This window comes from Rheinheimera sp. 4Y26, assembly GCF_025245835.1.
In the GTDB taxonomy this organism is placed as follows: domain Bacteria; phylum Pseudomonadota; class Gammaproteobacteria; order Enterobacterales; family Alteromonadaceae; genus Pararheinheimera.
Genome location: NZ_JAOBWS010000006.1, coordinates 77,470 through 103,624, shown reverse-complemented (window position 1 = coordinate 103,624; position 26,155 = coordinate 77,470). Strand labels below are relative to the sequence as shown.

At 50.0% G+C, this 26,155-nt stretch carries 22 protein-coding genes; 16 read left to right on the top strand and 6 right to left on the bottom strand.

From position 1 onward, the window contains the following. Positions 1-72: 72 nt before the first annotated feature. The 11 genes from N3Z11_RS09590 (at position 73) to recG (ending at position 10,816) form a co-directional block, all read left to right on the top strand. Entirely contained in the window at positions 73-1,374 is a 1,302-nt protein-coding gene (locus tag N3Z11_RS09590) for a motility associated factor glycosyltransferase family protein (protein ID WP_260656955.1), read from the top strand. After that, positions 1,371-1,637, top strand: coding sequence for a hypothetical protein (locus tag N3Z11_RS09585; RefSeq protein WP_260656954.1), 267 nt, complete (start codon positions 1,371-1,373; stop codon positions 1,635-1,637). Before N3Z11_RS09590 ends, N3Z11_RS09585 begins: the two co-directional genes overlap by 4 nt. Before the next feature lie 351 nt (positions 1,638-1,988). Next, on the top strand, positions 1,989-2,555 hold the full coding sequence (locus N3Z11_RS09580; protein WP_260656953.1) for a hypothetical protein: 567 nt from the start codon (positions 1,989-1,991) through the stop codon (positions 2,553-2,555). Between the two features lie 54 nt (positions 2,556-2,609). Further along, the gene (locus tag N3Z11_RS09575; protein ID WP_260656952.1) at positions 2,610-3,095 is read left to right on the top strand and encodes a DUF4442 domain-containing protein; all 486 of its coding nucleotides are present in this window, start codon (positions 2,610-2,612) and stop codon (positions 3,093-3,095) included. A 148-nt stretch (positions 3,096-3,243) separates the two neighbouring features. Further along, positions 3,244-3,867, top strand: coding sequence for a guanylate kinase (gene gmk / locus N3Z11_RS09570; RefSeq protein WP_260656951.1), 624 nt, complete (start codon positions 3,244-3,246; stop codon positions 3,865-3,867). A 54-nt stretch (positions 3,868-3,921) separates the two neighbouring features. Next, the gene (gene rpoZ, locus N3Z11_RS09565) at positions 3,922-4,194 is read left to right on the top strand and encodes a DNA-directed RNA polymerase subunit omega (protein ID WP_260656950.1); all 273 of its coding nucleotides are present in this window, start codon (positions 3,922-3,924) and stop codon (positions 4,192-4,194) included. Between the two features lie 196 nt (positions 4,195-4,390). Beyond that, positions 4,391-6,505, top strand: a complete 2,115-nt coding sequence (gene spoT / locus N3Z11_RS09560; RefSeq protein WP_260656949.1) for a bifunctional GTP diphosphokinase/guanosine-3',5'-bis pyrophosphate 3'-pyrophosphohydrolase — start codon at positions 4,391-4,393, stop codon at positions 6,503-6,505. A gap of 5 nt (positions 6,506-6,510) precedes the next feature. Beyond that, a complete protein-coding gene (locus N3Z11_RS09555) occupies positions 6,511-6,903 on the top strand; it encodes a RidA family protein (protein WP_260656948.1) in 393 nt (130 codons plus the stop codon). 84 nt (positions 6,904-6,987) lie between these two features. Beyond that, positions 6,988-7,815, top strand: coding sequence for a substrate-binding periplasmic protein (locus N3Z11_RS09550; RefSeq protein WP_260656947.1), 828 nt, complete (start codon positions 6,988-6,990; stop codon positions 7,813-7,815). 47 nt (positions 7,816-7,862) lie between these two features. Next, the gene (locus tag N3Z11_RS09545; protein WP_260656946.1) at positions 7,863-8,657 is read left to right on the top strand and encodes a transporter substrate-binding domain-containing protein; all 795 of its coding nucleotides are present in this window, start codon (positions 7,863-7,865) and stop codon (positions 8,655-8,657) included. 77 nt (positions 8,658-8,734) lie between these two features. Beyond that, positions 8,735-10,816: an ATP-dependent DNA helicase RecG gene (gene recG / locus N3Z11_RS09540; RefSeq protein ID WP_260656945.1), complete on the top strand. Its 2,082-nt coding sequence runs from the start codon at positions 8,735-8,737 to the stop codon at positions 10,814-10,816. 108 nt (positions 10,817-10,924) lie between these two features. Here the strand turns inward: recG and N3Z11_RS09535 are convergent, their stop codons facing one another. The 3 genes from N3Z11_RS09535 to N3Z11_RS09525 all read right to left on the bottom strand — a co-directional run bounded on the left by N3Z11_RS09535 (position 10,925) and on the right by N3Z11_RS09525 (position 12,639). Further along, positions 10,925-11,203: a hypothetical protein gene (locus N3Z11_RS09535; protein ID WP_260656944.1), complete on the bottom strand. Its 279-nt coding sequence runs from the start codon at positions 11,201-11,203 to the stop codon at positions 10,925-10,927. Positions 11,204-11,205: 2 nt separating this feature from the next. Beyond that, a complete protein-coding gene (rarD, locus tag N3Z11_RS09530; protein WP_260656943.1) occupies positions 11,206-12,117 on the bottom strand; it encodes an EamA family transporter RarD in 912 nt (303 codons plus the stop codon). A gap of 69 nt (positions 12,118-12,186) precedes the next feature. Next, complete coding sequence (locus N3Z11_RS09525) at positions 12,187-12,639, bottom strand: thioesterase family protein (RefSeq protein WP_260656942.1); 453 nt, start codon at positions 12,637-12,639, stop codon at positions 12,187-12,189. Between the two features lie 158 nt (positions 12,640-12,797). Between N3Z11_RS09525 and recQ the strand changes: the two genes are divergently transcribed. From recQ to N3Z11_RS09505, 4 genes are read left to right on the top strand one after another with little or no spacing between them, the layout of a single operon-like run. Continuing rightward, positions 12,798-14,597 (top strand): DNA helicase RecQ, encoded by a 1,800-nt coding sequence (recQ, locus tag N3Z11_RS09520; protein ID WP_260656941.1) that lies wholly within the window; start codon positions 12,798-12,800, stop codon positions 14,595-14,597. Continuing rightward, positions 14,597-14,896, top strand: a complete 300-nt coding sequence (locus N3Z11_RS09515; protein WP_260656940.1) for a DUF3630 family protein — start codon at positions 14,597-14,599, stop codon at positions 14,894-14,896. Before recQ ends, N3Z11_RS09515 begins: the two co-directional genes overlap by 1 nt. Before the next feature lie 36 nt (positions 14,897-14,932). Beyond that, positions 14,933-17,791 (top strand): EAL domain-containing protein, encoded by a 2,859-nt coding sequence (locus tag N3Z11_RS09510; protein ID WP_260656939.1) that lies wholly within the window; start codon positions 14,933-14,935, stop codon positions 17,789-17,791. A gap of 59 nt (positions 17,792-17,850) precedes the next feature. Beyond that, the gene (locus N3Z11_RS09505; protein WP_260656938.1) at positions 17,851-18,438 is read left to right on the top strand and encodes a YkgJ family cysteine cluster protein; all 588 of its coding nucleotides are present in this window, start codon (positions 17,851-17,853) and stop codon (positions 18,436-18,438) included. 81 nt (positions 18,439-18,519) lie between these two features. On the opposite strand, the gene N3Z11_RS09500 is transcribed toward N3Z11_RS09505, so the two are convergent. After that, positions 18,520-20,682: a winged helix-turn-helix domain-containing protein gene (locus tag N3Z11_RS09500; protein ID WP_260656937.1), complete on the bottom strand. Its 2,163-nt coding sequence runs from the start codon at positions 20,680-20,682 to the stop codon at positions 18,520-18,522. A 293-nt stretch (positions 20,683-20,975) separates the two neighbouring features. On the opposite strand from N3Z11_RS09500, the gene N3Z11_RS09495 reads away from it, so the two are divergent. Then, positions 20,976-22,457 carry a serine hydrolase domain-containing protein gene (locus N3Z11_RS09495; RefSeq protein WP_260656936.1) on the top strand — a complete coding sequence of 494 codons (1,482 nt, stop codon included), beginning with the start codon at positions 20,976-20,978 and terminating at the stop codon, positions 22,455-22,457. Between the two features lie 128 nt (positions 22,458-22,585). Here the strand turns inward: N3Z11_RS09495 and N3Z11_RS09490 are convergent, their stop codons facing one another. Further along, positions 22,586-23,980: a sigma-54 dependent transcriptional regulator gene (locus N3Z11_RS09490; RefSeq protein WP_260656935.1), complete on the bottom strand. Its 1,395-nt coding sequence runs from the start codon at positions 23,978-23,980 to the stop codon at positions 22,586-22,588. A gap of 3 nt (positions 23,981-23,983) precedes the next feature. Continuing rightward, positions 23,984-25,885, bottom strand: a complete 1,902-nt coding sequence (locus N3Z11_RS09485) for a sensor histidine kinase (protein WP_260656934.1) — start codon at positions 25,883-25,885, stop codon at positions 23,984-23,986. Positions 25,886-26,155: the final 270 nt, after the last annotated feature.

Here is a 26,155-nt window from a genome sequence, read left to right as displayed (position 1 = left end):
GCCAAAGCAAAAATAACTGCTGCCGGCCCCAAATCACCCCGAGTCTTCCGGCATAAAAACAGAGAAAACCTGATGAACGACTGCTATCAGCAGAATATCACGATGATCCGTCAACGTTGGCCAGTGCTGGCATCGCAACTGGACATTATGGCTCAAAAAGCCACAGATCTGACCTTAGCTCTGGCCGAAGGGGCCGAATCAACTTTATCGGTCAATGGTATTCAGCTGACCAGCCGGCATAACCGTGCTCTTGAAGCGCAGCAACAGGCAGCACAGGTTCTGCACCAGCCAGTGGTTACACTTTATGGCACCGGATTGGGTGATTTGCAGCATGAGTTACTCAGCAGGCACGAGCTGCAGGTGCTCAAAGTGAAAATATTGAATGAATCACTGTTTAGCCTGGTTTTACAGTTGCTGGACCAACGCAGCTGGCTCAACGATCCAAGGGTGCAGTTAGACCTGGCAGGAGAGGACAAAGAATTACAGCCTCCTTATGTGGTATTGCCATCCGAATTAGTGCTGGCCAGTGATTTTAATCAGAAAATCCGCCAGCGGCTTTGCAGCGAGCTGGAAGTGGACAATGTCAGCCAGCGACTGGCCGAAAACACGGCGCATTTACGGCCACGCCTGCAGCAGAACCAGCCTTATTGGCAGCAAGATCAGCAGGTGCAGAAATTATTCAGGACTCTGACTGCAGGACAGCAGGCTTTTGTGATTGCCGCCGGGCCTTCCCTGGAACAACATTACCAGTTACTGCAGCAAAGTCGTGCTCGACAGGTACCTCCTTTATTAATCTGTGTCGACACCGCAGTTAAAGCTTTATTAGCCCATCAGATAGTGCCTGATATTGTAGTGACAGTGGATTATCTGATCAGTGCCCGCCACTTGCCTGTGGCTGAATTGCCCGATAGCTGCAAACTGGTGTATTTCCCCATTACCAGTGCAGAAATTCTGGCCAACTTTCCCGGTGTGCGTTATGTGGCAATGAATGAGACACAAATGTTTGCCTCTCTTCGCAACCAACTCAATGCAGCGCGGCTTTTTATGCACGGCAGTGTCATCCATCCGGCCACCGATCTTGCTGTGCAAATGGGCGCCAGCGAAGTGGTATTCTTTGGTGCTGATTTTGCGTTTAGTCATCAGAAAACCCATGCCAGCTGGCAGGATGGCGAAATTGGTATTCCTTATCAGCAAGCCAGTGAATGGGTGCTGAACTTTTATGGCGAAAAAGTTCCCACTTTGCCCAATTTTATGACCTATCTGATTGGTCTGGAGCGTTATATTAAGCGCCACCCGACAATCACTTTTTACAATACATCTAAAGCCGGCGCTGTAATTGAAGGTGCTCTTTATCATCCGGAGTACAGCAAATGACGCCAACACTCAGCGACTGCCAACAGCAGGCAAAACAGCTGGCGCTGCAATTTCGTCTTGGTAAAAACACCCAGGCTGCTCTGGATATGGCAAAGATGGTGAGTCAGTTGATTAGTTTATTCCCGACAGCAGAGCCCGCAAATGTGAAACAACTGCAACAGATCCTTGGCCAGTGTTTAGCTTGCCAGCAGCGTCAGGATTGGCTGGCGATAGCCGACTATCTTGAATATGAACTACAGGACTTTTTACAGCAGTTTTGTTAGCAGTTTTTACCCAACAACAAAACACCTCTTGGCAAAGCAGCCGGGCTTTAGCCATTTGAAAGCAAAATGCCTTTCCTTTGCGCTCGCTGGCTGACATAAAAAGCCGGTGTGATTTTATCCGCAGCCGCCGTTAAAAACGGCGGAAATCGTATAGAACAGCACGGGCATTTGATATTTTTCTGACAAATAAAATTTTTTTAGCGCGAGCTATAAAATTTTTCTTTTTGCTTCATGTTGTTATTTATAACCGCCATGTTGAATGAACAATACAGGTACAAAACTGTATGGACAAACAGTTATATCAGCTATTTTTATTACGTATTGTTCACCAAAAAGTCACAAGGAGCTGTGATGAAAATATCAACCGCAGTACTAATTACAGGACAGGCAGGTTTATTGGTGGTGATACTGCTTTTTGTCGCCAATATACCGGCAGTTGAGCAGTTTAATGAGCAACAATGCCAGCAAATGCAGCGGGAGCTGGACGACAACAGAGACACGCAGCGACGTGGTTATAGTTTAAAAAACGCCGACGCTCTCAAGGCCGCGGAGCAAAGCCTGTCACAACAGATTTATCACCATTGTGTCAAACCTATCGCCAGTCCATCCCCAAGCACTAAAAACCGTATTTTCCCTGTAAAAAGAAAACCTTATGAATACACTGACAATAGAGGTGCAGATGCTGTGATGTCAGCGCGCCAGTTTTTTGCGTCGGCTGTTGAAGTCAGGGCGCCTTATCAGGGCAGGCAATTGACGGAATGGCTGAAATATTATCAGGAACCCAGATCCTGTTTTGGTGTGCAACAAACCTCGCAGATCGTTGAATGTGTAAATAACAGACAAAAAGCGCAACAACGTTTTGAAGCCCAGTGGCAACAGCAACGTCTGCAGATCTTGTCTGACCAGCGAACGCAATGATAAGCTCCGACCAGTTGCAATTAGGAAATCTGAACTCCGGAGATCAATAGCGTTATGACCATCAACTTAAAACAGGCAAACCGTGAACTTTGGTGGTTCGGCTGGCGTTATATACCATTGATTGGTTTTTGCGCCCCTAAAATCCGTCAGATCAGCGAACACGGCCTGACTGTCAGTATCCCGCACGGCTGGCGCACCAAAAACCATTTAGGCAGTATTTATTTTGGTGCACTGGCCATTGGTGCCGATTTAGCCGGTGCTTTTTTGGTGTTCAGTAAAGCAAAAGCGCGGGGGGTCAACGCCAATTTTGCCTTTAAAGATGTACAGGGTGAGTTTTTAAAAAGACCGGAATCAGAAGTCTGGTTCACCAGCGAAGACGGCGCTTTAATAGATGCCATGATTGATGAGTCGCTGCAAAGTGGTCAACGTATTAATAAAACAGTCAGTGTGAACATAACCTGCCCGTCATTACATGGTGATGAGCCAATGGCCCGTTTTAAACTAACCCTATCGATTAAAGCTACACCGAAAAAGCGCTAAGCGGCCGCAAAGGCCCGGGCAGCCAATACTGCTGTTGTAGCCGATTTTGTAGCGACTTTGGTCGCAAAATCTGCACTCTGGTTAAAAGTTTGCAGCCGTGGCAACACAGACGTAAAATTCAACCTTTCCCGTTAGCTCAGGCATTGTTATGCAGCATTTACCAGGCAACCTTTTTATTCTGTCGGCGCCAAGTGGCGCCGGTAAATCCAGTTTAATCCATGCGTTATTAGGCCAGCATGCCGATATGCAATTGAGTGTTTCTCATACCACACGCGCGCCAAGGCCTGGCGAAACTGATGGTGTGCATTATCACTTCACTAGTGTTGATGAATTTAAAGCGCTGATTGAGCAAGGTGAATTTTTGGAATGGGCCGAAGTATTCGGCAATTATTACGGCACCTCCCGCCGTGCTATTGAGCAGGTACTGGCGCAAGGCCGCGATGTTTTTCTTGATATCGACTGGCAAGGCGCACGACAAATCAAACCGCAGGTGCCTTCGGTGCGCAGCATTTTTATTCTGCCGCCCAGTGTGGCTGAATTAGAAAGACGGTTAAATCAGCGGGGACAGGATTCACAGGAAGTGATTCAAAAACGTATGCAGCAGGCCAAAAGTGAAATCAGCCATGTGGTGGAATATGACTATGTGCTGGTGAACGACGATTTTCAGCAATGCCTTGCCGACCTGCAACATGTGGTACTGAGTCACCGTTTAACTTTGCCAAAACAACAGCAACGACAGCAGGCATTGCTGACGGACCTGTTGGCGAATTAACCGAAATAGCGTAGACTATGCGGTCTTGTCAGAATTTGAATACCGGAGTGGTAAATGGCTCGCGTAACAGTTGAAGATGCAGTAAATAAAATTGGTAACCGTTTTGATCTGATCCTGGTTGCAGCGCGTCGCGCCCGCCAATTATCAGTTGAAGGCAAAGAAGCCATGGTTGAAATCGAAAACGATAAATCAACAGTTGTTGCCTTACGTGAAATCGAAAAAGGTTTTATCACCGCCGACATCCTTGATCAGCAAGAACGTCGTGACCAGCTGCAACAGGAAGCATCAGAAATGGCTGCTGTTGCTGCAATCATCGGTAACGAGTAATCACTGCTCAAATCTTCTGCAATCAGCAGAAGCAAAGGCCCCGGCAGCCTTAATGCCGGGGCGTTATTTTTCTGAATCCTCTCGTTATTGTTTCGCACAAGCCCCTGTTTCTCCCGTTGGCAAGCCGGTAAAATCCACGTATATTTTATGCAGATAGCGGGGATCGGCGTGATACCCCGATATGGAGCCTACTGCAGTGTATTTATTTGAAGGTCTGAAACAACAGATCAGTGCGTATTTGCCGCCAGAACAGGTTGCCCTGGTGCAACAGGCTTATGTGCTGGCAAGGGACGCGCACGCCCCGCAAACCCGCTCCAGTGGTGAACCTTATATTACCCATCCGGTGGCAGTTACCAGCATTCTGGCTGATATGCGGATGGACCACGAAACGCTGATGGCCGCGTTGCTGCACGATGTGATTGAAGACACCGAATACAGCAGAGAAGATTTAGCCGAGCGTTTTGGTGAGACAGTGGCCGAACTGGTGCAGGGTGTATCCAAACTCGATAAAGTTAAATTTAAAGATATCAAAGAGTTTGAAGTCACCAACCTGCAAAAAATGTTTATGGCGATGACGCAGGACATCCGCGTTATTCTGATCAAACTGGCTGACCGCACCCACAATATGCGCACCATTGGTGCACTCAAACCAGAAAAACGCCGCCGTATTGCCAAAGAAACGCTGGAACTGTACGCCCCTATCGCTAACCGGCTTGGTATTCACAATATCAAAAACGAACTGGAAAACTGGGGTTTTCGCGCTTTATACCCAATGCGTTACCGCGCTTTGGAAACTGCGGTGAAACAAGCCCGTGGCAACAGGCGCGAAGTGATTGAAAAAATTCAGAATGAAATAGAATCACGCATCCGCAATGCCGGCATTCAGGCTGAAGTATCAGGCCGGGAAAAACACCTGTACAGCATCTATCGCAAGATGAAAAGCAAAGAGCTGATGTTCAACGACGTGATGGACATTTATGGCTTCAGGGTGCTGGTTGACAGTGTCGACTCCTGCTACCGCGTGCTCGGTGTGGTGCATAATCTGTATAAACCTATCGAAATCCGTTTTAAAGACTACATCGCCATTCCCAAACAAAACGGTTACCAGTCACTGCACACTTCTCTGGTTGGCCCGCACGGCATTCCGGTGGAAATTCAGATGCGCACCCGCGAAATGGATGAAATGGCCGACAACGGTATTGCCGCGCACTGGATGTATAAAAAATCCGGTGAACAAGGCGACACCACAGCGCAAATCCGCGCCAGGCGCTGGATGCAAAGTTTGCTGGAAATTCAGCAAAGTGCCGGCAACACCTATGAATTTGTGGAGAACGTCAAGTCTGAGCTTTATCCGGACGAGCTTTATGTGTTTACCCCCAAAGGCAAAATTGTTGAACTGCCGATTGGTGCCAACGCCGTTGATTTTGCTTATGCCGTACATACCGACATTGGCAATAAATGTGTTGGCGTGCGGGTAGACCGCAAACCTTACCCGCTCACCAAAGCGCTGGAAACCGGCCAGACCGTTGAAATTATTACCAGCCCCGGTGGTAAACCTAATGCCAATTGGCTGAATTATGTGGTGACCAGCCGTGCCATTATGGGCATCCGTAATTTTCTGAAAAAACAAGAACAAAGCGAAGCTATAGCGTTGGGTAAAAGGCTGCTGACGTCGGCACTGGGTGAAGTGCCACTGGAATCAATTGCCAGCGAACGTATTGAGCAGGTGCTGCAAAACAGCAAACAAAAAACTCTGGACGAACTTTTTATCGACATTGGCCTGGGCAACCAGTTGCCTATCGCTGTCGCCCGCCGTTTGCTAGGCGAATTTGACGAAAGTAATACTGTGGATGAAGTGCTGCCGGCCAAACCCAAAGCTTTTATTGTCGGCTCTGAAGGCATGCTCACCACCTTTGCCAAATGTTGCCGCCCTATTCCGGGTGATCCTATTGCCGCCAGTGCATCACCTGGCAAAGGACTCAACGTACACCGCTCTGAATGTCGCAACATCCGCGGCTGGGAAAAAGAACCGGGTAAATATTTCCCGGTGCGCTGGGATAAAACCGGGGATAAACAATTCCTCTGTGATATCCGGGTTTTTATTGTGAACAAACAAGGTATGCTGGCAAAACTGACTACGGTCATTGCCAGCCTCGACTCTAATATTCAGGACCTGTCCACTGACGATCGTGACACCGGCGACTATGTGATCAAAATCACCTTGTCGGTGCGCGACCGGGTGCATCTGGCCAATGTGATGCGCAAAATCCGGGTAACCCCGGATGTGCTGAAAGTTTATCGAAGGAAATAACAGTTATGTCAAAAGTGATTATCAGCACTGATAAAGCCCCTGCCGCTATCGGTACTTACAGCCAGGCGGTTAAAATCGGTACCACAGTGTATTTATCCGGCCAAATTCCGCTGGTGCCAGCCAGCATGCAAATGGTGTCAGAAGATTTTGCCGAGCAGGCAGAGCAGGTGTTTCAGAATCTGAGCGCCGTATGCCAGGCCGCTGGTGGCAGTATTAACGACATGGTCAAAGTAAATATTTTTCTGACCGACTTAAGCAAATTTGCCACTGTCAACGAAATTATGGCGCGGCATTTTACCGCCCCTTACCCGGCTCGTGCTGCGGTGCAGGTCAGTGCTTTACCACGTGGTGCACAAATTGAAATCGACGGCGTGATGGAAGTGCCGTCCACCAACTAAATTCGGTCTGCCTTGCTGCTGGTTCGCCGCAACAACGACAATAAAAGCACCGCCCAAGCCGCGGTGCCGGCAGGACAGAATTTGATGCCAAAAACAACACTGGCCTTGTTTGTACTGATATCGCAGTTGGCGATGCTGCTGCAACCCATAGCAGCTGAACCTGTGGTAAAAAAACCGGTATTACACTGGTGTCTTGATCATTTCCCGCGATTTCATGAGTTTCAGGGCCGCGGCCTGCCAACAGGTCCTTCAGTGGCTGTGATGCAGGAACTGGCCAACAGAGTGGGTTTTGACATCAATTACAGCCCCAAGACGCCACTCGCCCGCTGTTTTCGCCAGATGAGCACAGGTGAAGCTGATTTAATGATTAATCTGAACTTCACTGAAGAGCGCGATCGGCTGATGTATTTGTTTCCCTATAACGAAACCATTCCCGAGTCTTTGTATTTGCGCAAAGACGATTTGCGTTTGATTGATCAAATCAGCCAGCTCAGCCCGTTGATTCTGGTGACAGTGCGCAACTACATTTATAACCCGACGCTGATGGCACTGATTAAAAACCAGAAAGAGCAGCATATTGAAGTCGACAGCATCGAAGCGGGTTTTGAATTGCTGCGTAAAGGCCGGGTAGATGGTCTGATAGCACCAACCCAGAGTTCGCTGGAAGTAATCCGCAACAACCCATCTTTGCATTATCAGTTCAGAAAAGCCGCCTTAACTTTTAGGTTTGGTAAGCCAAGGTATATCAACATTGGTTTTTCCAGAAAAAGTAAACACTTATACCTGAAAGATCAGATAGAACAGGCAGTGGCGCTGATGAAAGAGGACGGCACTGTTGAGCGCCTGTATCAGCTGCCGGACGGTGGCAAACAATATCTGGTCAGTGATAAAGAACAGCTGCAAAACCGTTGATCCCTGAGGTTTTGTTGTGCGTTGTGAGCGGCTAACAGGAGCACAGTATGCCCTTTTTACGTTGCCTGATGAATCTGAGCCTGTTCTCCCTGCTACTCTGTCCGGCAGCAACACTAGCCAACCAACCCGAACTTGAATGGTGCCTGGATCATCTGCCACCACGCCAGATTTATCTTGCGTCGCAGCAACCAACAGGTCCTGTGGTCGATCTGATGCAACAATTAGCCAGGCAAAGTGGTTTTACCCTTAAATTCAGCCCGCCAACCCCGATCGCCCGCTGCCTGAAATTGATGCAACAAGGCAAAACCGACCTGATGACAGGTTTGTTGTGGTCGGCACAACGGGAGCAATTTATGTTGTTGCTGCCTTTTGATAATGCCAGGCCAGACGCTCTGTTTAGCCGGCATCAGCAAAACCCGCTGAACAGCCTGACAGCACTGAATGGTAAAACTATTGCCCTTGCCGCGGACCGCCATTACCCCCCTGCATTTATTCAGCTGCTGCAACAACATCAGGTAAAAATGAAGCAGGTCCCCAATCTGGAGCAGGCACTGGCGTTATTACATTACGGCAATGTGGACTTAGTGGCAGGGCCACAACATATCACAATGAATTTATTAGAAAATAATCCGCGTTTGTCGGCAAAAATCGGTTTAAACCCCTGGCAGCCACCACAACCTCAACAGCAGAAAAATCATCTGGCCTTGTCCCGCCTGAGCCCACATTTTGAGTTGCATCAGCAAATCAGCCAGCAGCTGCAACTTATTACAGGCCAGCAACAGACTGATTTTTATCAGACAACCAAATCTGAGCCTGCGACTGAAACCACAAAGCCTGACTGACATCCGTGGTCATCCCATGCGTTTTTGCCGGCAATTGGGTATCATGCGTTTTTGTATTGCCTTTTAGGATATTGATTTTGCAACGAACTTTACTGGCAAATCTGGCCATCGCCGAGATGAAAGGTGTTGGCGCCAAAACAGCAGAACTGCTGGCCAAACTGGGTATTGTTTCGGTGCAGGATATCTTATTTCACCTGCCTTTACGTTATGAAGACCGCACCCGCCTTTGTGCCATCAGAGACATCTGGCCGGCACAACAAGTGTCGGTGCAGGGCGTGGTACAAAGCAGCGACATTATTTTTGGCAAAAGACGCAGCTGGGTGGTGGTGCTGAGCGACGGCACTGGCAGCATCACGCTGCGGTTTTTCCACTTTAGCGCGGCGCAGAAAAATGCCGTGACACCTGGTGTCAGGCTGCGCTGTTTTGGTGAAGTGAAACGTGGCATGCGCGGTGTGGAAATGCTGCACCCCGAATACAAAGTCGTTAAAGAAGACGGCCCGCCCGAAGTGGCAGAAACCCTGACACCGGTTTACCCCACCACTGAAGGTTTAAAACAAGCCAGTTGGCGTAACCTGACCGATCAGGCGCTTGTTGAACTAAAACGTTGTTATCCGGCAGAATTTTTAGCACCAGTGTTGCCGCCTCAGGCCTGGTCGCTGACTGACGCTTTATGTTATCTGCACCGGCCTCCGCCAGACGCTTCCTTGCAGCTGTTAGAAGCAGGCCAGCACCCCGCGCAGCAACGACTGATTTTTGAAGAGCTGGTAGCGCAGCAGCTCAGTATGCTGCAACTGCGTGGCCAGTGCCGCAGCCAGCAAGCCATTGTATTTAATCCGGATTCAGCCCTCACTCCGGCTTTTTTAGCCAGTTTGCCGTTTCGGCCAACAGCGGCGCAGCGACGGGTGGTCAATGATATTTTGCAGGATTTAGCACAGCCCGACCCTATGCTCAGATTGGTACAGGGCGATGTGGGCTCAGGCAAAACCCTGGTGGCGGCACTTGCCGCATTGCCGGTGATTGCCGCCGGCGCTCAGGTGGCGCTGATGGCGCCCACTGAATTATTAGCCGAACAACATGCCGCGACTTTTCGCCGCTGGTTTGAACCGCTGGGCATACAGGTGGCCTGGCTCGGCGGTAAAAGCAAAGGCAAAGCCCGTGACAACGAACTTGCTGCCATTCAGTCGGGTCAGGCCCGGCTGGTCATCGGCACCCATGCGCTGTTTCAGCAGCAGGTGCAGTTTGCCAGGCTGGCGCTGGTGATCATTGATGAACAACACAGATTTGGTGTGCATCAAAGGCTGGAGCTGAGGGAAAAAGGCAGCCAGAGCGGTTATTACCCACATCAGCTGGTAATGACGGCCACCCCTATTCCACGCACCCTGGCGATGACCGCTTATGCCGATCTCGATACGTCAGTCATTGACGAGCTGCCGCCGGGCCGCACGCCGGTGACCACTGTGGTGCTGCCTGACAGTCGCCGTGCCGAAGTGGTGAGCCGGGTGGAACAGGTGGTAAAACAACAGGGCCGGCAGGCGTATTGGGTCTGTACCCTGATAGATGAATCTGATGTGTTGCAATGTCAGGCCGCCGAAAACACCGCCGCCGAACTTGCCGCCGCTTTGCCGGATTTAAAGGTGGCGCTGGTGCATGGCCGGTTAAAAAGCAGCGAAAAACAAGCTGTGATGCAGGCTTTTGCCGCTGGGGATGTGCATTTGCTGGTGGCCACCACTGTGATTGAAGTGGGGGTGGATGTACCCAACGCCAGTCTGATGATCATTGAAAACCCCGAGCGGCTTGGCTTAGCGCAGTTACACCAGTTGCGTGGCCGGGTGGGTCGCGGCAGCATAGCGTCACACTGTGTGCTGATGTATCACGCCCCTTTATCAGGCACGGCTCAGGCAAGATTGGCCGTACTGCGCGAAAGCAACGACGGTTTTGTGATAGCACAACGTGATTTAGAGATCAGAGGCCCTGGTGAACTGCTCGGCACCCGCCAGACCGGCCTTGCCAGTTACCGTATTGCCGATTTAACCAGAGACGCTGCTTTGATCCCAGCAGCACAACAGGCAGCCCAAAGGTTATGGCAACTGGATAAAACAGCGGCGCAAGGGCTCATTCGCCGCTGGCTGGGTTACCGGGATATCTATGCTCAGGCCTGACATCACCTGTAACCTGAAGCACCAGTAACCTAAAGCACCTGCAACGTGCAACCCACCTGACAACTTTACAACAGCAGCGCCAGCAACATGCCTTTTGTTGATTCCAGGTTAAGGCTCAAGCGCCAGTTTTCGCACGGCCGACACCGAAGGATGCGACAGTACCACCTCAAGTTCTGTCAACAAAATGTCGGCAGCTGGCGCGCCCTGACCCTGAACATGGCTCAGCTGCAGTTCCAGCATCAGGCATTCACTGTCATGATAAACAGCCACCACAGGCGCTGTTAAATCCAGCACCACACTGTGGCGCACATCAAAACCACATTGCTGCGCCACTTCTGTAAGCTCAACATCATCGTCTGAAATATCAATCGCCAGATATAACTTCATGGTTATGCCTTTTCAGTTGCCGCCTTGCGGCCTTGATTAATCTGCCAGGCCGCGTCCATCGAGTACACCAAAAGTGCTGTCCAGATAAAAGCAAAGGTCACCAGTTTGCTTGGATCCAGCGGCTCGTTATATAAAAACACACCAAACACAAACATAAAACTGGGGCCTATATACTGGAAAAAGCCCATAGTCGAGAGCTGCAAACGCCGGGCGGCAGCAATAAAACACAACAGTGGCACTGTAGTCACTACACCGGCCGCTATCAGCCATACATTCAGCCCGACAGAGTTTTGCAGCAGGTTGGCAGAGGCAGAATCGGCAAACTGCCACCAGTACAACAGCGCCAGCGGCATTAACAACAAAGATTCGACAAACAAACCACTGAGCGCATCCACCGCCAGCTTTTTGCGAAATAAGCCATAAAGCGCAAAACTGCTGGCCAGCACCAAAGCTACCCAGGGTAGAGAGCCAAAATAAGCCAACTGGATCAGCACTCCGGTCAGCGCCAGCATCACAGCGGCCCATTGCAACTTGCGAAGCCGCTCGCCTAAAAACAACATGCCGAGCAGAATGTTTAATAACGGATTGATGTAATAACCCAGGCTGGCTTCGAGCATATGCTCGTTATTCACCGCCCAGATAAAGAGCCCCCAGTTACCTGCCAGCAACAACGCAGTGCCGAGCATAGCGGCCAGCAACTTTGGTTTTTTAAACACTGCCTGCACCGCAGGCCATTGTTTCATCACAGTTAAAATCACCGCGAGCAACACAAAAGACCAGACGATGCGGTGCAGCAGAATTTCCAGGGCGGGCACAAAATCGATGTGTTTAAAATAAAGCGGCGCTATACCCCACAGGGTGTAAGCGCTGGCAGCAAAAATGCCACCAATTTTTTGTTCGCGGTTTAACTGCATGGCAAGCGCCCCCGGCGCTGAAACCGGCGAAGGGCCGGCGGCTGGAAAAGGGCGACAGTGTAGCGAATTTTAACCTACAAGATAAGTGCCGGTGCCAAGCGCAATATGCACACCCTGCTCGTTATGCAGCTCCATCCGGCAGACACACACCTTATTGCCGGAGCGGATCACCTGGGCAGTGGCAATAAATTCGTTGCCCCGGCCCGGCCTTAAATAATCACTGCGCATATCAATGGTGCTCATTTTGCCCATTTTGGCCACAAGCACTTCGTGTTCCACCTGCTCAAGGCGCCTGAGTGCACTGGATATGGCCATAATGCCACCGACAGTGTCGAGCACCGAGGCAATCACACCACCATGCAGAATTTGTTGTACCGGATTGCCTACCAGCTCAGGTTTAAAGGCAAAACGCACTTCAGCCTGTTCAGCAGAAAAGCCAGTGACTTTTAACCCCAGCAAACGGTTAAAAGGCATTTGATCAAACACCTCAGCGATAAAAGGCAACAAAGCATCAGCCGACATGGCGTTACTCCAAATACTGGCAATAAGACTGGTAAGAGCAGTTAAGATAAAACGCCGCTGCCCTGATGTAAAGGCTGTGAACTCAGCCGTCGCAATAGCAGACAGTGCCAACGCTTTTGATTACAATGCCGGCTTTGTTTGCCGCGCTGGATATTTTTTTGACCGACTTACTGCACAACACCTTAAAACAATACTTCGGTTACAGCGAATTTCGCCCTGGCCAAACTGAAGTGATTGGCGCTGCCCTGTCGGGGCGCGACAGTTTTGTGCTGATGCCTACAGGCGGTGGTAAGTCTTTGTGTTATCAGCTGCCGGCGCTGTTATTACCCTGTGTCACTGTAGTGGTGTCGCCTTTGATGTCGCTGATGAAAGATCAGGTCGATAGCCTGCAGGCGATGGGCATAGCGGCCGATTTTATCAACAGCAGTTTAAGCCGCGATCAGGTGGATGATGTACTGCAAAAACTGCATTTTCAGCAGTTAAAACTGTTGTATGTGGCGCCGGAACGTTTATTACAACCGCAGTTTTTACAGCGGCTATCACAAGTCGGCGTCAGTTTGTTTGCCATCGACGAAGCCCATTGTGTGTCGCAGTGGGGCCACGATTTCAGGCCCGACTACATCGCATTATCTCAGCTGAAACAACAGTTCCCGCAGGTGCCGTTAATGGCGCTGACTGCAACGGCTGACCCTGCCACACAGCAGGATATCCGCACTCAGCTGAAATTAGTGCAGCCATACACCAGCATCAGCAGTTTTGACAGACCCAATATCCGTTATACGGTGCAGGAAAAATTCCGCCCTTTTGAGCAATTGGTGTCGCTATTAAAAAGTCAGGAAAATCAGAGCGGTATTATTTATTGTTCCTCGCGTAAAAAAGTCGATGAACTGTATGAACAGCTGCACAACAAAGGTTTTGCCGTGGGTGCTTATCATGCCGGTTTAAGCAACGAGCAGCGGATGAAAGTGCAGGACGAATTTAAACGCGACCACCTGCAGATCATTGTCGCCACTGTGGCTTTTGGCATGGGGGTGAATAAACCCAATATCCGTTTTGTGGTGCATTACGATTTACCCCGCACTATTGAAGCTTATTATCAGGAAACCGGCCGCGCCGGCCGTGATGGTGTGGCCGCTGAAGCTGTAATGCTGGTTGACCCTGCCGATATCAGCCGGATGCGCAGCTGGATCATGGCCGAAGAGAACCAGGCCAGAGCCGAAGTGACGATGCAACGTTTTAATGCCATGGCGGCTTTTGCCGAGGCGCAAACCTGCCGCCGCCTGGTGTTATTGAATTATTTTGGTGAAGCCAATCAAACCCCTTGTGGTAACTGTGATATTTGTCTGGATCCACCAAAAAAATTCGACGGCACTGTGCTGGCACAAAAAGCACTATCCTGTGTGTACCGGGTGGGCCAGAGCTTTGGTATGCACCATGTCATCGATGTGCTCAGGGGCAGTCAGAATCAACGTATTCTGGAACTGGGGCAGGACAAACTGTCTACTTTTGGTATCGGCAAAGAACAAAGTCACGATTATTGGCTGTCGGTGTTCCGCCAGCTGATCCATCATGGTTTGTTGCAACAGGACATTACCCAGCACTCAGTATTAAAACTGTTACCGGCGGCCCGCCCTGTGCTCAGGGGCGAAACCAGCCTGGCATTGGCGGTGCCAAGGCTGGCACCTGCCAAAACCAGCAGCAAAGCCGGTAAAGTGCAGCAAAAACAAGAATATGACCGTATTTTATTCAGTAAACTCAGAGCCTTGCGTAAACAAATTGCCGAGCGTGATGATGTGGCGCCCTTTGTGGTGTTCAGCGACGCCAGCCTGATTGAAATGTCACAACAAATGCCACAAACGCCGGCTGAGTTTTTGGCCATCAGCGGCGTTGGCCAAACCAAACTCAGCCGATATGGTGATGATTTCCTTGATTTAATTGCAGAATATCTGGATAACTGATGCAAATGTTAGTTTGTTTCACAGAGGGGCAACTGCTGTTGCAGCCATCACAGCCCCTGCCCGACCCTGAATTGTTATTGCCATTTTTTAAAAACTACCTGCAACGGCTGCCACAGCTGAGTCAGCTGCAAGCGGAACAAGGGCTGGACCGGCTGCAGATCAGGTTTTATTTTTGCAACGCCGTTTTTGCGCTGCATTATGAACACTATAGCGAGAGTTGCTGGGTGGAGGCTGACAATGCAGCCGGCGCTGTGTTACTGTCAGAATTAGCAAGCCTGCTGCAAAGCAATAGTTCATAATCATAGGCTTAGGGATTTAACAGAGCGGAGGTTGGTGTGGTAACAAGGTGGTGGCTGCTGCTGATGTTGTGGTTCCCGGCCATGCTGCAGGCTTTTCCGGCTGACGTGCTGAAACTGGACGAACAACTCAAACGTCTGTCTTTGCATCCGCACCTGCACTACCAGATCACTGAAGCCAGTGTCACCATTGAAGACATAGTGTACGAACCCGAACATCACCACGCCTTTAGCCCTGTGCCCTCCGCCGATTTTAGTTTTAAAGCCCAGGACAAAGTGGTGTGGTTTTTTACCCGGATGCATTATCTGGGGCAACGCCAGCAACAACTGATCCTCGATTACAACTTTCCTTCGGCCAATCTGGTGGAGTTTTACAGTTTTGACCGGCAAAACCACGAACTGAAAAAACTGAACCGCGCCGGCACCAGCCTGCCCTTTGGCGAAAGGCAAATCAAAAGCCGTACTTTTGCCGTGCCGCTGCAGTTTAAAGCCGAGCAGGAGCTGGATATTCTGATCAAAGTGCAGGACGGCACTCTAATCCGCTCTGACTTCCAGCTGTGGCAGCCCGATCGTTATTATCAGCTGCAACTCACCTCAAATTTATTTGATGGCCTGATGCTGGGCCTGCTGCTGTTAATGGCAGCGTATAACCTGTTGTTATATATCAATATTAAAACTGTGCTTTATGGTTATTTTGCCGGCTTTTTTGTGTTTTTCAGTCTGGTGATTGCGGTATTAAATGGCGCAGGTTTTGCGTTAGTGTGGCCGGAATATCCGGAAGTAAATCAGGCGATATTTTATCTGGCCGTGGGCGCCTGTCTGGCGTTTTTAAGCCTGGCCACCCACGCTATGCTGAGCAATGCAAGGCTTGGTCTGTTGTGGCTGAATCTGCTCTCATCTGCGCTGTTATTGTTTAGTCCGCTTTATATTGAATTTGAACACCGGCTGTTGTTACTACTGACGGTGCTGGCGCTGGTGATGGGCACTAACCTGCTGCAGGTACTGGCCCATACCTTTAGTGGTAAACCCAGAGCCCGCACTTTCAGCTTAAGCTGGTTGTTATTTTTTGCCGCCAGTCTGGTATTGCTGCTGGCACAGCTGGGTTATGTTTCAGACACCAAAACCTGGCAATATCTGCTGATTGGTTCTGTGGTGTGCAGCATGGCGCTGATGAGTTATGGCCTGGCGCAGCGCATGCAGCAGGTCAGCGAAGAAAGCACCCAGGCGCACCAGCAAGCCATTCAGACCCTGAAACAGTATTACGATATTTACCACAATGCGGTGGAAGGTATGTTTACCACCACAATGGACGGTCAGCTCATTGCCGCCAACCGTTCTTTGCTGAATATTCTGGGTTACCCGCAGCTTAGCGACATGGAACAGGATGTAAAAAAATACGGCATGGCCAAGTTTTACGCCAATCCGGATGACAGACTACAAATGGTACGTCAACTACAACATGCCAATAATCAGAGTTTTGAATTCAGAGGACTACGCGCCGACGGCTCGCCGTTCTGGGCACTGATGTCGGCCAGACTGACCCAAAACGGCAGCGCCGAAGCTTTTATCCACGGCTCTGTGATCGACATTACCGAACAAAAAATTAACCACGAGCAACTGGCTTATCTGGCGTCCCACGATCCGTTAACAGGCCTGTATAACCGCCACCATTTTGCCCAACTGGCGCAGCAGGCCTGGCACCGGATGCAGGCTGAGCATCTGACCAGCACCATTTTGTATATAGATATCGACCAGTTTAAGCTGGTAAACAGCACCTGCAACCACAGCGCCGGTGATGCATTGCTGCTGCAAATCAGCGATCAGCTGAAACGGGCGCTCGGCACTCATGGTGTGCTGGCACGCCTGGGCGGTGACGAATTTGCCGTGTTATTGCCGGGCAAAACAGCGCAGGAAGCCTTTGCTGTGGCTTATAACCTGCTGGAAGTGGTCAAAGAATTTCGCTTTTTCTGGCAGGACAGCCTGTTTAGTATCAGTGTCAGCATTGGCATGACCGATATCAGCCGCGACGACCTGTCGGCCGAACAAACGCTGAAAAAAGCTGACTCCGCCTGTTTTGTCGCCAAAGAAAAAGGCCGTAACCGCATTCATTTATTCCATCCGGACGATGATGAGTTACAAAAACAACAGGCCGAAATTCAGTGGGTGCAGATTCTGCAGCGGGCGTTGGAGCATGACAGTTTTGTGCTCTATATGCAGCCGATTCAGGCTATTCAGCTGCCACAGAGTGTCAGCAATTATGAGTTATTGCTACGCCTCAAAGGCGAAGACAACAGCATTATTGCCCCTGGTAACTTTTTAAGTTCGGCTGAACGTTATGGGCTGATGCCGCATATTGACCGCTGGGTGATCCGCAATTATTTCCGCTGGCTGGCGCAACACCCGGCCCATCTGCAGCAGCTGGGGCATTGCAGCATTAACCTGTCGGGCGCGTCCCTGGTGGACCCGTTATTTAAAGCTTATGTGTCGGCGCTGTTTCAGGAATATAAAATTCCGCCACGCCATATCTGTTTTGAAATCACCGAAAGCATGGCCATTCTGAATCTGCAAAACACCTTAGATTTTATTAATCATTTCAGAAATTTAGGCTGTCGTTTTGCACTGGATGATTTTGGCAGTGGTTTTTCATCTTATGGTTATCTGAAAAACTTCCCGGTGGATTACATTAAAATTGACGGTAACTTTGTGCGGGATTTATTAAGCGACAAATTTGACCGTGCTATTGTGAACTCGATTCACGATGTGGCGGCCGCCATGGGCATTATGACAGTGGCGGAATATGTTGAAAGTCTCGATATTCTGCACGAGCTGCGCGCTATGGGGGTGGATTACGCTCAGGGTTATGGCATTGCCAAACCTAAACCGCTCAGCGAGCTCTGAGCCTCTTGCTGTCCCCCTTGCTACCTCAGTACAATACGCGCCCCAACTGAGGTAGCCCTATGCAACGTTTAAAACAATTGTCTCTTGAAGTCGAACAGGTGTTCGCCGACATTGGCCAGACTTATGCTCAATATCAAAGAGACCGCGGTTTATTCTGCCGCTCTGGTTGTGGTGAATGTTGTTTACACCGGGGCATTGAAGCCACAGTGCTGGAAATGTTGCCACTGGCTTACAGTTTACTGGAAGAAGGCAAAGCCGAAAGCACGCTGGATGCTTTGGCGAACCACCAGCAAGACGGCTGCTTTTTTTATCAGCGCCACTCCGCTGATGGCAAAATGGGCCAGTGCAGTGTGTATTTAAAACGCCCTGGTATTTGCCGGTTATTTGGCGCCGCCGGTTATAACGGCCGTGAAGGTGAAGTGTTGTTGTCGGTGTGCAAAAACATTAAAGCCGACCACCCGGTGGCTTATGCCGACACTTTAATAGCGCTGGAATCAGACCCACCGCCAATGATCCGCAACGGCAAAGAACAAATCCGCCAAATTGACTATGAGCTGGGTGGTGTCAATTTCCCGATTAACGAAGCCATGCGTCAGGCCTTGGAAAAAGTATTATTTGAGCAATATTACGCCGGTTTGGCGGAATAACGCTGCATGTTCAGGGCTGTTGGCTGCTGCTTTTGCGACCGACAGCCTAGTCGATATCAGACAACATTCTCTTTTGCTATTTCACTGCAAAAGCCTGAGTGTGTGAATGTCCTTTTCCACCGCAAAAGTGCTGTAAAGCAGCTGCTGCGCATTTATATCGGAAATATCAATCGCCGCAATGCTCTGGCCTGATAGCGGTATATTGCTGATCTTGCTGGCATTCTGACCGGCAAACGCAAAAAACCAGATTTCTGCTGCGTCAGCTTTGGATTGATCCGGGTTTGATGCCAGAGGGCTTAGTTGCAACGAGCTTGATGGCACAGCACTTAACAGCAAATAAACCCCGTTGTGTTTGGCAACATGTCGCAAAATTTGCTTGTTTTTCGGCGCCTGAAATAACACCAAGCCTGTTGCATCCTGTAGCTGCTGCTTGTTGATTTGATAACGCTGGTTTTGGTGATACAGCCGATGTTCGGCACTGACACTTTGTTTTTGTTGCTCTGTGGCAAAGTCGAACTCAATCCAGCGCTGGAGTTGTTGCGATTTTTGCACCAGCAATAAGCGCTCGGGTTGTGGTAACCACTGGCTGGGTTGCCCTATCACGGTATCAAAATATCTGACTTTGACCTGCGGTGTGTTCAGGTCAAGCAGCGCTAAGCGCTCATTTCTGGCAAAGGCCAGTTTTGTGCCATCGGGTGACCACAAGGGCTGCGATAACGCCAGCTGCAGCGCCGGATTAGGATAAACCAACTGCTCAGTGTTGGCCTCGAGATCCAAGACAAAAATCTGACTCAAACCGTTTTTGTTTGACACATACGCTATCCGTTTACCATCCGGCGAATAGCTGCCTTGCCAGTCATGTGCAGTCGCCGAGGTAAGCTGTGTTTGTTGGTGACTTAACAAATCCAGACTATAGATATTTCCGGTTATTTTGGCCTGGCTATAACTTAATAACTTTCCATCGGGCGACAGCACCGGATAATGAAGAAAGGCGTAATTTTCAAATGCCAGCCTGCTGAGCTCCTTATTGTTGTTTAAATAAAACAACGCCTTACCGTCACTGAGTAAATAGCCATTTGCAGTCGGATGATAAACAATAAAATACCAGTTAGCGTCCAGCGTTTTATAGTCAGTCAGCTCAGTACCGTTTTTCGCGAACAATTTGATTTGCGAACGCTTTTCTTCATCAAAACCCAATAAAGTGACGTAGTTGTTATCCGCAGCTGGCGCTATACGATAAGGCGAGAACTGCTGCGTTGGCACATACAATAAATCGACCTGGCCTGAGCTTAAATCTGCTTTCAACAACCGTTGTTCACCCTGCTGCAACGCCAAGAAATACAACTGATGTTCTGCAACAACAAAGGGGCTCAGCAATTTGCTGCCTGATAACGAAAAATGGTTGGCGCTTGAGTACAGTTGGTAATCATCCGACAACCACAAACTGGCAAAATGCAGCGAATTGTCCTGCTCTGTTGCAATCACCAGTTGTGAATGTTGCAGTTTCGTCGTTCCTGTAGAAGCTGGCGCAAAGTTGAAAAATTTAATCTGCGCTTCTGTCTGATACAACAACCGGTGCTGTTGTCTGTTGGTTGGTGCCAGCCATAACTCACTATGGCCAGACGCTGTTGCCTCTTTCAGATAGACAATGGCTTTGCCATCGGGCGTAAACTGGCTAAATGATTCCTGCTCTTTGGTGGCCGTCAGCGGTTGTAAGTCTGCGACTACCCACTTAGCTTTTGCATCCGCTGCAGCTGGCAGATCCGCCGGCCCAAACGCAGCATACAGCCCCCAGCAGCCACCACAAAGCAACAGACAAAAAATGCTGAACCACCATGGTGCACGACCTGCCGACACTGGCTGTGTTGCCGTTTTGGTTGCTTCGGCCACCGGCAATAGCGGCACAGAACTTGTTTCAGTGAGCAAGGCAATATCGGCATGCAGCGAATAACCCCGTTTAGGATGGGTTTTAATCAACAATTTGTGGTGATCGTGAAAGACATTACGCAACTGATTCACAGAACGCCTGATGGCAACTGGGCTATAAACCGACCTTGGCCACACCAGCGCAAATATCTGTTCAGCACTGATGGCGTCCCCGGCACTGCTGGCGAGCACCAGCAATACTTCCATCACTTTGGGTTCCAGTTTTTGTACGCTGCCGGTTAAAAACACTTCACCGGTGGACGGTAAAATGCGCTGACCATTCAGGCTAAAACCGTTCCGGAGCGCTGCGATTGCCATGGCAGTGTCAGGGATGGCAGATACAGACACAGCCTTGTTCACTGATTCTGCTTCAACAAGAGCCAAATCTTTGATTTCCTTATTTTTATAGTTCCGAATCATTTCCGTACAAAAACAGACGTTTTTCTTTATCGCTTCTTATCAACAATATCCCAACACTGGGTTTGTTGTGTTGTCGCTGGCCGCAGCAACCGCAAGCCGGGCGCAACAGCATCATTAACTATAATTCAACAACTTCACAAGAGAGCCTTATGATAACTGCAGGATCTACCCTTAAACAGCTGTCTGCTGTTTTGTCTGTAACCTTGCTGCTGATGCTGTTTATCAGTAGCCCAAACAGCAATGCCCAAAGCATCAACGACCAAAACAGCAACGACAACACAACCAGCCTCTATCAACAAAAAATTGATGCAGCCATCCAAATGCTGCAAAGTGACGACCCACAAGCGGTGAGCCGTTACATTGACGCCGAGCTGCACCCCGACACTTTACAAAGTTTTGGCGGGGAGGGTAGAGAGCGTTATATCGCTTATGTCAGTGATATCAAACTATTTTATGGTGCGCTTAGCCTGCTCACTTATGAAAAGTTGTCTTATGAACAGCCCAGTGCTGAACCTTTGCAACTCTCAGCCAGAGTCAAATCAACCAATACCGAACTGGAGTATCTGCTGCGGCTCAACCTGTCGGCAGAAGCGCCTGTTAAAGTCACCGATATTGATATTGTTGTTGCCAGAACGCCGGCAGTTGATAACAAGCCTGCGGATAAACTGAACAAACAACAACTGGCGCAGCAGTTGTCGGCTTATGTCGATCGGCTGGCGCAACGGGGTGTTTTTTCCGGAGTGGTGCTATTGGCTGACCAAAACGGTGTGCTGTACCAAAGCGCCAAAGGTATGGCCGATTTGCGTTATCAGGTACCCAATAATACCGACACCAAATTTAACCTGGCTTCTATGAATAAAATGTTTACTGCAATCAGTATATTGCAGCTTACAGAGGCCAAAAAATTGTCATTAACCGACCCATTGGTCCGTTATATTGACCCGGCACTTTTTGCCAAAGGCGATTTTGACCAGATCACCCTCCAACAATTGTTAAGTCACACTTCCGGTCTTGGCTGGCCAACTTACCCGGACACCCATCCAAACAATGTAAGAAACCTCAATGATTACCGCCCTTTGCTAAAACATCTGCCGTTAAATGCCAAACCTGGCAGCCGTTTTGGCTACAGCAATGAAGGGATGCTGTTGCTGGGTATGGTGATTGAAAAGGTATCAGGCTTGTCTTACGACGACTATGTGCAACAACATATTTATGCCAAAGCCGGCATGACACAAAGTGGCAACTTTGATATCGACGGCGTCACTGCCAATATGGCGATGGGTTATTTTTATTCACAACAACTCAAAAGCATGCAAAGCAACTGGTTTATCCACGGCATTAAAGGCAACGCCGCCGGGGGTGGTTATTCCACTATCCACGACTTACACAAATTTTCCACGGCATTAACCAGCTATCAGTTGCTGTCACCTGAGTTGACCCAACAGGCCTACAGTGCCAAACCCGAGCTGAATTCGCCCAATTATGGTTATGGTTTTTCGGTGCGAAGCGCACAAAATGGCCGGGTGGTTGGTCATGCCGGAGATTTTATTGGCGTCAGCTCAGCACTGCGGATTTATTTAGATAAAGGTTTCACCCTGGTGGTGCTGGCCAACCAGAGTTTTGCCAGTGAACCTGTGATCAACAAAGCAGATTTATTGCTGCAACAGCTGTGAAAAAAATACAAGACTGCTGACTGTTTTATCCGGGAAAATGCCTGCATGATGCAGGCATTACATTTAAATAAGAAGGATTAACGTTGTGTAGCTACAACGAATAATACCCTGTTATTTTCGCTATAAAGTCAGTCCTCAACCCCCATTTGCTGCAAACCATAACGTTCGATTTTTTTCAGCAGGCCCTGACGCGATAACCCCAACACCCGGGCGGCCTGACTGCGGTTGCCCTGCGACTCCAGCAGCGCCTGGGTTAATAAACTAACTTCCAACTGCCGCACCTGCTCATCAAGCGACAGGCCCGGGGTTGCAAACAGCGGCGTTGCTGCAGCTGTCGGCAGTTGCTGTGGCGTCAGATGTAATAACTGAATATCCGAAAGGGTCACTACCCCACCCTGGGCTATTGCCAGCACACTTTCTAAGGTGTTTTTCAGCTCGCGCACATTGCCCGGGAATTTTTGTTGTAAAAACCAGGCCATGGCTTCGGGCGATAACTGGATGTCTGCCGGATGCTGCTGTAAAAACCGCTGAATTAACAGCGGAATATCTTCACGCCGTTCAGCCAGAGCCGGCGTTTCCAGCGTAATACCTTTAATGCGGTAATATAAATCTTCACGGAATTTGCCAAGACGTACCAGCTCTGGCAACACGGCATTGGTGGCGCTTATAAGGCGCACATCAATTTGCTTTTGCTCACGTCCGCCCACCGGATAAAAAGTACCTTCCTGCAATACCCGCAGCATTTTCACCTGCATGGGCAGCGGCATTTCGCCAATTTCATCGAGGAACAAAGTGCCGCCATTGGCCAGGCTTAACAGCCCTTGCCGGTCTTTGTCAGCGCCGGTAAAAGCGCCTTTGACATAACCAAACAGCTCACTTTCCAGAAGTTCAGCCGGAATAGCACCACAATGCACAGAAACAAAAGGCCCTTTATTGCGCAGACTCAGCTGATGTAACACCCGTGACACCACTTCTTTACCGGTGCCGGACGGGCCTGTCACCAGCACCCGCACTTCAGTGGGCGCAATGCGCTGCACCAGGGTGCGGATATTGTCCATTTGCCGGGAAACGCCTACCAGCTGCGACAATGCATCCGTACTTTGATTGGTACGCCTGAGTAATGTCAGCTCGCGGGACAGCTGATGTTTGCTGATAGCTCTTTTCACCACCACCGCCAGCATATCCGGGTCCACAGGTTTAGCCAGAAAATCCCAGGCGCCAAGGCTGATGGCTTTCAGTGCCAGCTCGCGCTCGGCGTGCCCCGTCATAATAATTACCGGCTGGGCGCTGAACTCTGGTAAAGCTGCCAGTGTGGCCTGAGGGTCAAAAGCCGGTGGCAAGGATAAATCCAGCAAAATTAAATCAAAACTCTGCGCTGCCAGCTGGGTTCTGGCAGCGGTTAAATCAGCCACCGACACCACCTGATGGCCTTGTTGCGTTAAAAAACGCTCGGCTAATAAGCGAAAGGCCGGCTCATCATCCACCAGCAAAATACGCGCTATATCAAAACGTTCCAACGTCATTTATCAGGCTCCGGGAAAACAAATTTCAAAACTGACAGGCCAACCTAAGTCAGTTCGATGGCAAATAGTGCCGCCATGGGCCGCCACGATACGCTGCACTATGGCAAGGCCAAGGCCACTGCCGCCGGCTCTTTTGCTGACAAAAGGCCGGAATAACCGGGCTTCAATGGCAGGATCCAGCGCCGGGCCATTGTTATGCAGGCGCAGCACTACAGCGCTTCTGCCATTACTTGGTGTAGTTGCATCGGCCTCAATACAAAGCACAGCGGCAGGGGCGTTACGTAAAAACGCCAGTGCATTGTCAATCAGGTTAATCAGCACTTGCTGCAGCCGCATAGCGTCAGCCTGCAGCCAGAGATCTGGCGAAATGCGCAAATCTAACTGCACTTCAGCAAGCTCACACTGCGCCAGCACACCCTGCACCAGCGCCTGTAGCTGTAACTGTTGCCGCTGCAACTGCAGGTTTCCGGCATACACCAGCATATCGGCAATCAGCCGATCGGCTCTTTTTAACTGGGTTTGAATATGGCCTTTCAGCTCAGCGTCCACTGCTGCAGAAGCCATCGAAATAATATTCAGTGGGTTACGCAGTTCATGCGCCATAGAAGCGGCCAGCGCGCCAAGTTCAACCAGGTGTTGCTGGCTCAAACGGCTTTTTTCCGCTTCGGCCAGTGCCAGCGAGCGCTCCAGGTTAGTGCAGCTACTTTGTAACAAAGAGCCAAACACTTCGGTGGTCAGCTGCATGCCAGGGGTGAGTTCAGTGTGCGGGCTATACACAAAATGCCAGCCGTCCTGCTGCGCTTTACAACAAAGTTGCAGCGCGGCAGTAGCAGGGCCGCTTTGCGCCAGCAGGGTGTCGCCCTGCTGTAGCCTGATTTGCAGCGGTTGTTTCAGCGGCTGGCTGACCAGCCCCGCCGCCACATCGGCCAGCGCCTGCCATTGTTGTGGTTTGGACAATTCACTCAGCCAGGAGCTGACCATCTGTTGACTGAGCGCAACACCAGGATAAATCAACCTTTCGGCTAACCGGCTTAACGGCCTGTAACAGGCGGCCGCCAGCAGCAATAATAACGACGAATATAACCACAGCTGCCAGCCGGGCACGGCAGTGAGTGCCGGCATCCCAAGCTGGCCAAACAAAGCACTGATGAGGCCCATCAACAACAACAACAACAGCCCCATCACCAGCACAAACAAAGCTCTGCTGGCAAAAGCATTCACCGCCAGCATCCGGTAACGCACCACACTGTACACCAGCAGCAGCAGATAACCCGGCAGCAGCAACATAGGATACGGATACCAGTCGAGCCCAAACGACGGCAACACAAAACTGCTGGCCAACAGCAACCCTAAACCGGCGCTGACACTAATGGCCGCTATGGTACGGCGTTTATTGCCACTGCTGTTGCGCCAGCCCTGCCACAGCACCGCATGCGCCAGTACGCCAAGCGCGACTGTATACAGCAGATTGACCCAGCCAAAACCGCTAAACAGAAAAAACTGCGGTAATTGAGCTGCAGGTTGCACAGTGGCTGAGGGTTGAGACCAGCTTAATAAAGTGACCAGGATCGAAGTTAAAAACAGCAGTGGTAACAAGGTTTTGAGCCTGGAAACACCAGAATCGGCTACGGTATTTTTGCCATCGGCGACAAAATACAAGGCAAATTGCAGATAAAAAGCCGGCATCAACGGGTTGGCCAGGATCAGCGCCTTGCCCACCAGCCAGAATTGGTGCTGCAACGCCAGATGCCCCAGACACCACAACATCAGCATCAGACAAAAAGCACTGAGCGGCGATAACAGCGGTTGAAAGCGGGCATGCCACCATAACCACAAAGCGGTCCAGCCGGCACAAAGGCTGGTTAATAACAGCATCAGTTCAAACAGCAAAGTTAAATCCAGCATAAGACTCCGGCTTTAGTGCTTCGATTTGAGCTGTCCACACTGTTGACACCCCAAGGCGGCAAGAGCGTAAAGCAAGTTCACAGCGTCTGCAAGCGATTCCAAAAAAATTGATATAGATCAATGTTTTCACTCAATGGTAACAACTGGCCTGATTCTGGCACCTGCACCATCAGCACAAATAAATAACCGGAGTGATTGATGGATATAGATATTTTTATGCTGGAACTGGGTGTGGTGCTGTTGCTGCTGTTATCCAGCGCTTTGGTGTGG

Bases quoted from the DNA above. Each gene is read 5' to 3' on its own strand.
- N3Z11_RS09525 (WP_260656942.1), bottom strand. From the start codon at position 12,639: ATGTCGGCTGATGCTTTGTTGCCTTTTATCGCTGAGGTGTTTGATCAA.
- N3Z11_RS09490 (WP_260656935.1), bottom strand. From the start codon at position 23,980: ATGACGTTGGAACGTTTTGATATAGCGCGTATTTTGCTGGTGGATGAT.
- N3Z11_RS09515 (WP_260656940.1), top strand. From the start codon at position 14,597: ATGCAAATGTTAGTTTGTTTCACAGAGGGGCAACTGCTGTTGCAGCCA.
- rpoZ (WP_260656950.1), top strand. From the start codon at position 3,922: ATGGCTCGCGTAACAGTTGAAGATGCAGTAAATAAAATTGGTAACCGT.
- rarD (WP_260656943.1), bottom strand. From the start codon at position 12,117: ATGCAGTTAAACCGCGAACAAAAAATTGGTGGCATTTTTGCTGCCAGC.
- N3Z11_RS09505 (WP_260656938.1), top strand. From the start codon at position 17,851: ATGCAACGTTTAAAACAATTGTCTCTTGAAGTCGAACAGGTGTTCGCC.
- N3Z11_RS09575 (WP_260656952.1), top strand. From the start codon at position 2,610: ATGACCATCAACTTAAAACAGGCAAACCGTGAACTTTGGTGGTTCGGC.
- N3Z11_RS09590 (WP_260656955.1), top strand. From the start codon at position 73: ATGAACGACTGCTATCAGCAGAATATCACGATGATCCGTCAACGTTGG.
- N3Z11_RS09555 (WP_260656948.1), top strand. From the start codon at position 6,511: ATGTCAAAAGTGATTATCAGCACTGATAAAGCCCCTGCCGCTATCGGT.
- N3Z11_RS09545 (WP_260656946.1), top strand. From the start codon at position 7,863: ATGCCCTTTTTACGTTGCCTGATGAATCTGAGCCTGTTCTCCCTGCTA.
- N3Z11_RS09585 (WP_260656954.1), top strand. From the start codon at position 1,371: ATGACGCCAACACTCAGCGACTGCCAACAGCAGGCAAAACAGCTGGCG.
- N3Z11_RS09485 (WP_260656934.1), bottom strand. From the start codon at position 25,885: ATGCTGGATTTAACTTTGCTGTTTGAACTGATGCTGTTATTAACCAGC.
- N3Z11_RS09550 (WP_260656947.1), top strand. From the start codon at position 6,988: ATGCCAAAAACAACACTGGCCTTGTTTGTACTGATATCGCAGTTGGCG.
- N3Z11_RS09500 (WP_260656937.1), bottom strand. From the start codon at position 20,682: ATGGCAATCGCAGCGCTCCGGAACGGTTTTAGCCTGAATGGTCAGCGC.
- N3Z11_RS09580 (WP_260656953.1), top strand. From the start codon at position 1,989: ATGAAAATATCAACCGCAGTACTAATTACAGGACAGGCAGGTTTATTG.
- N3Z11_RS09535 (WP_260656944.1), bottom strand. From the start codon at position 11,203: ATGAAGTTATATCTGGCGATTGATATTTCAGACGATGATGTTGAGCTT.
- gmk (WP_260656951.1), top strand. From the start codon at position 3,244: ATGCAGCATTTACCAGGCAACCTTTTTATTCTGTCGGCGCCAAGTGGC.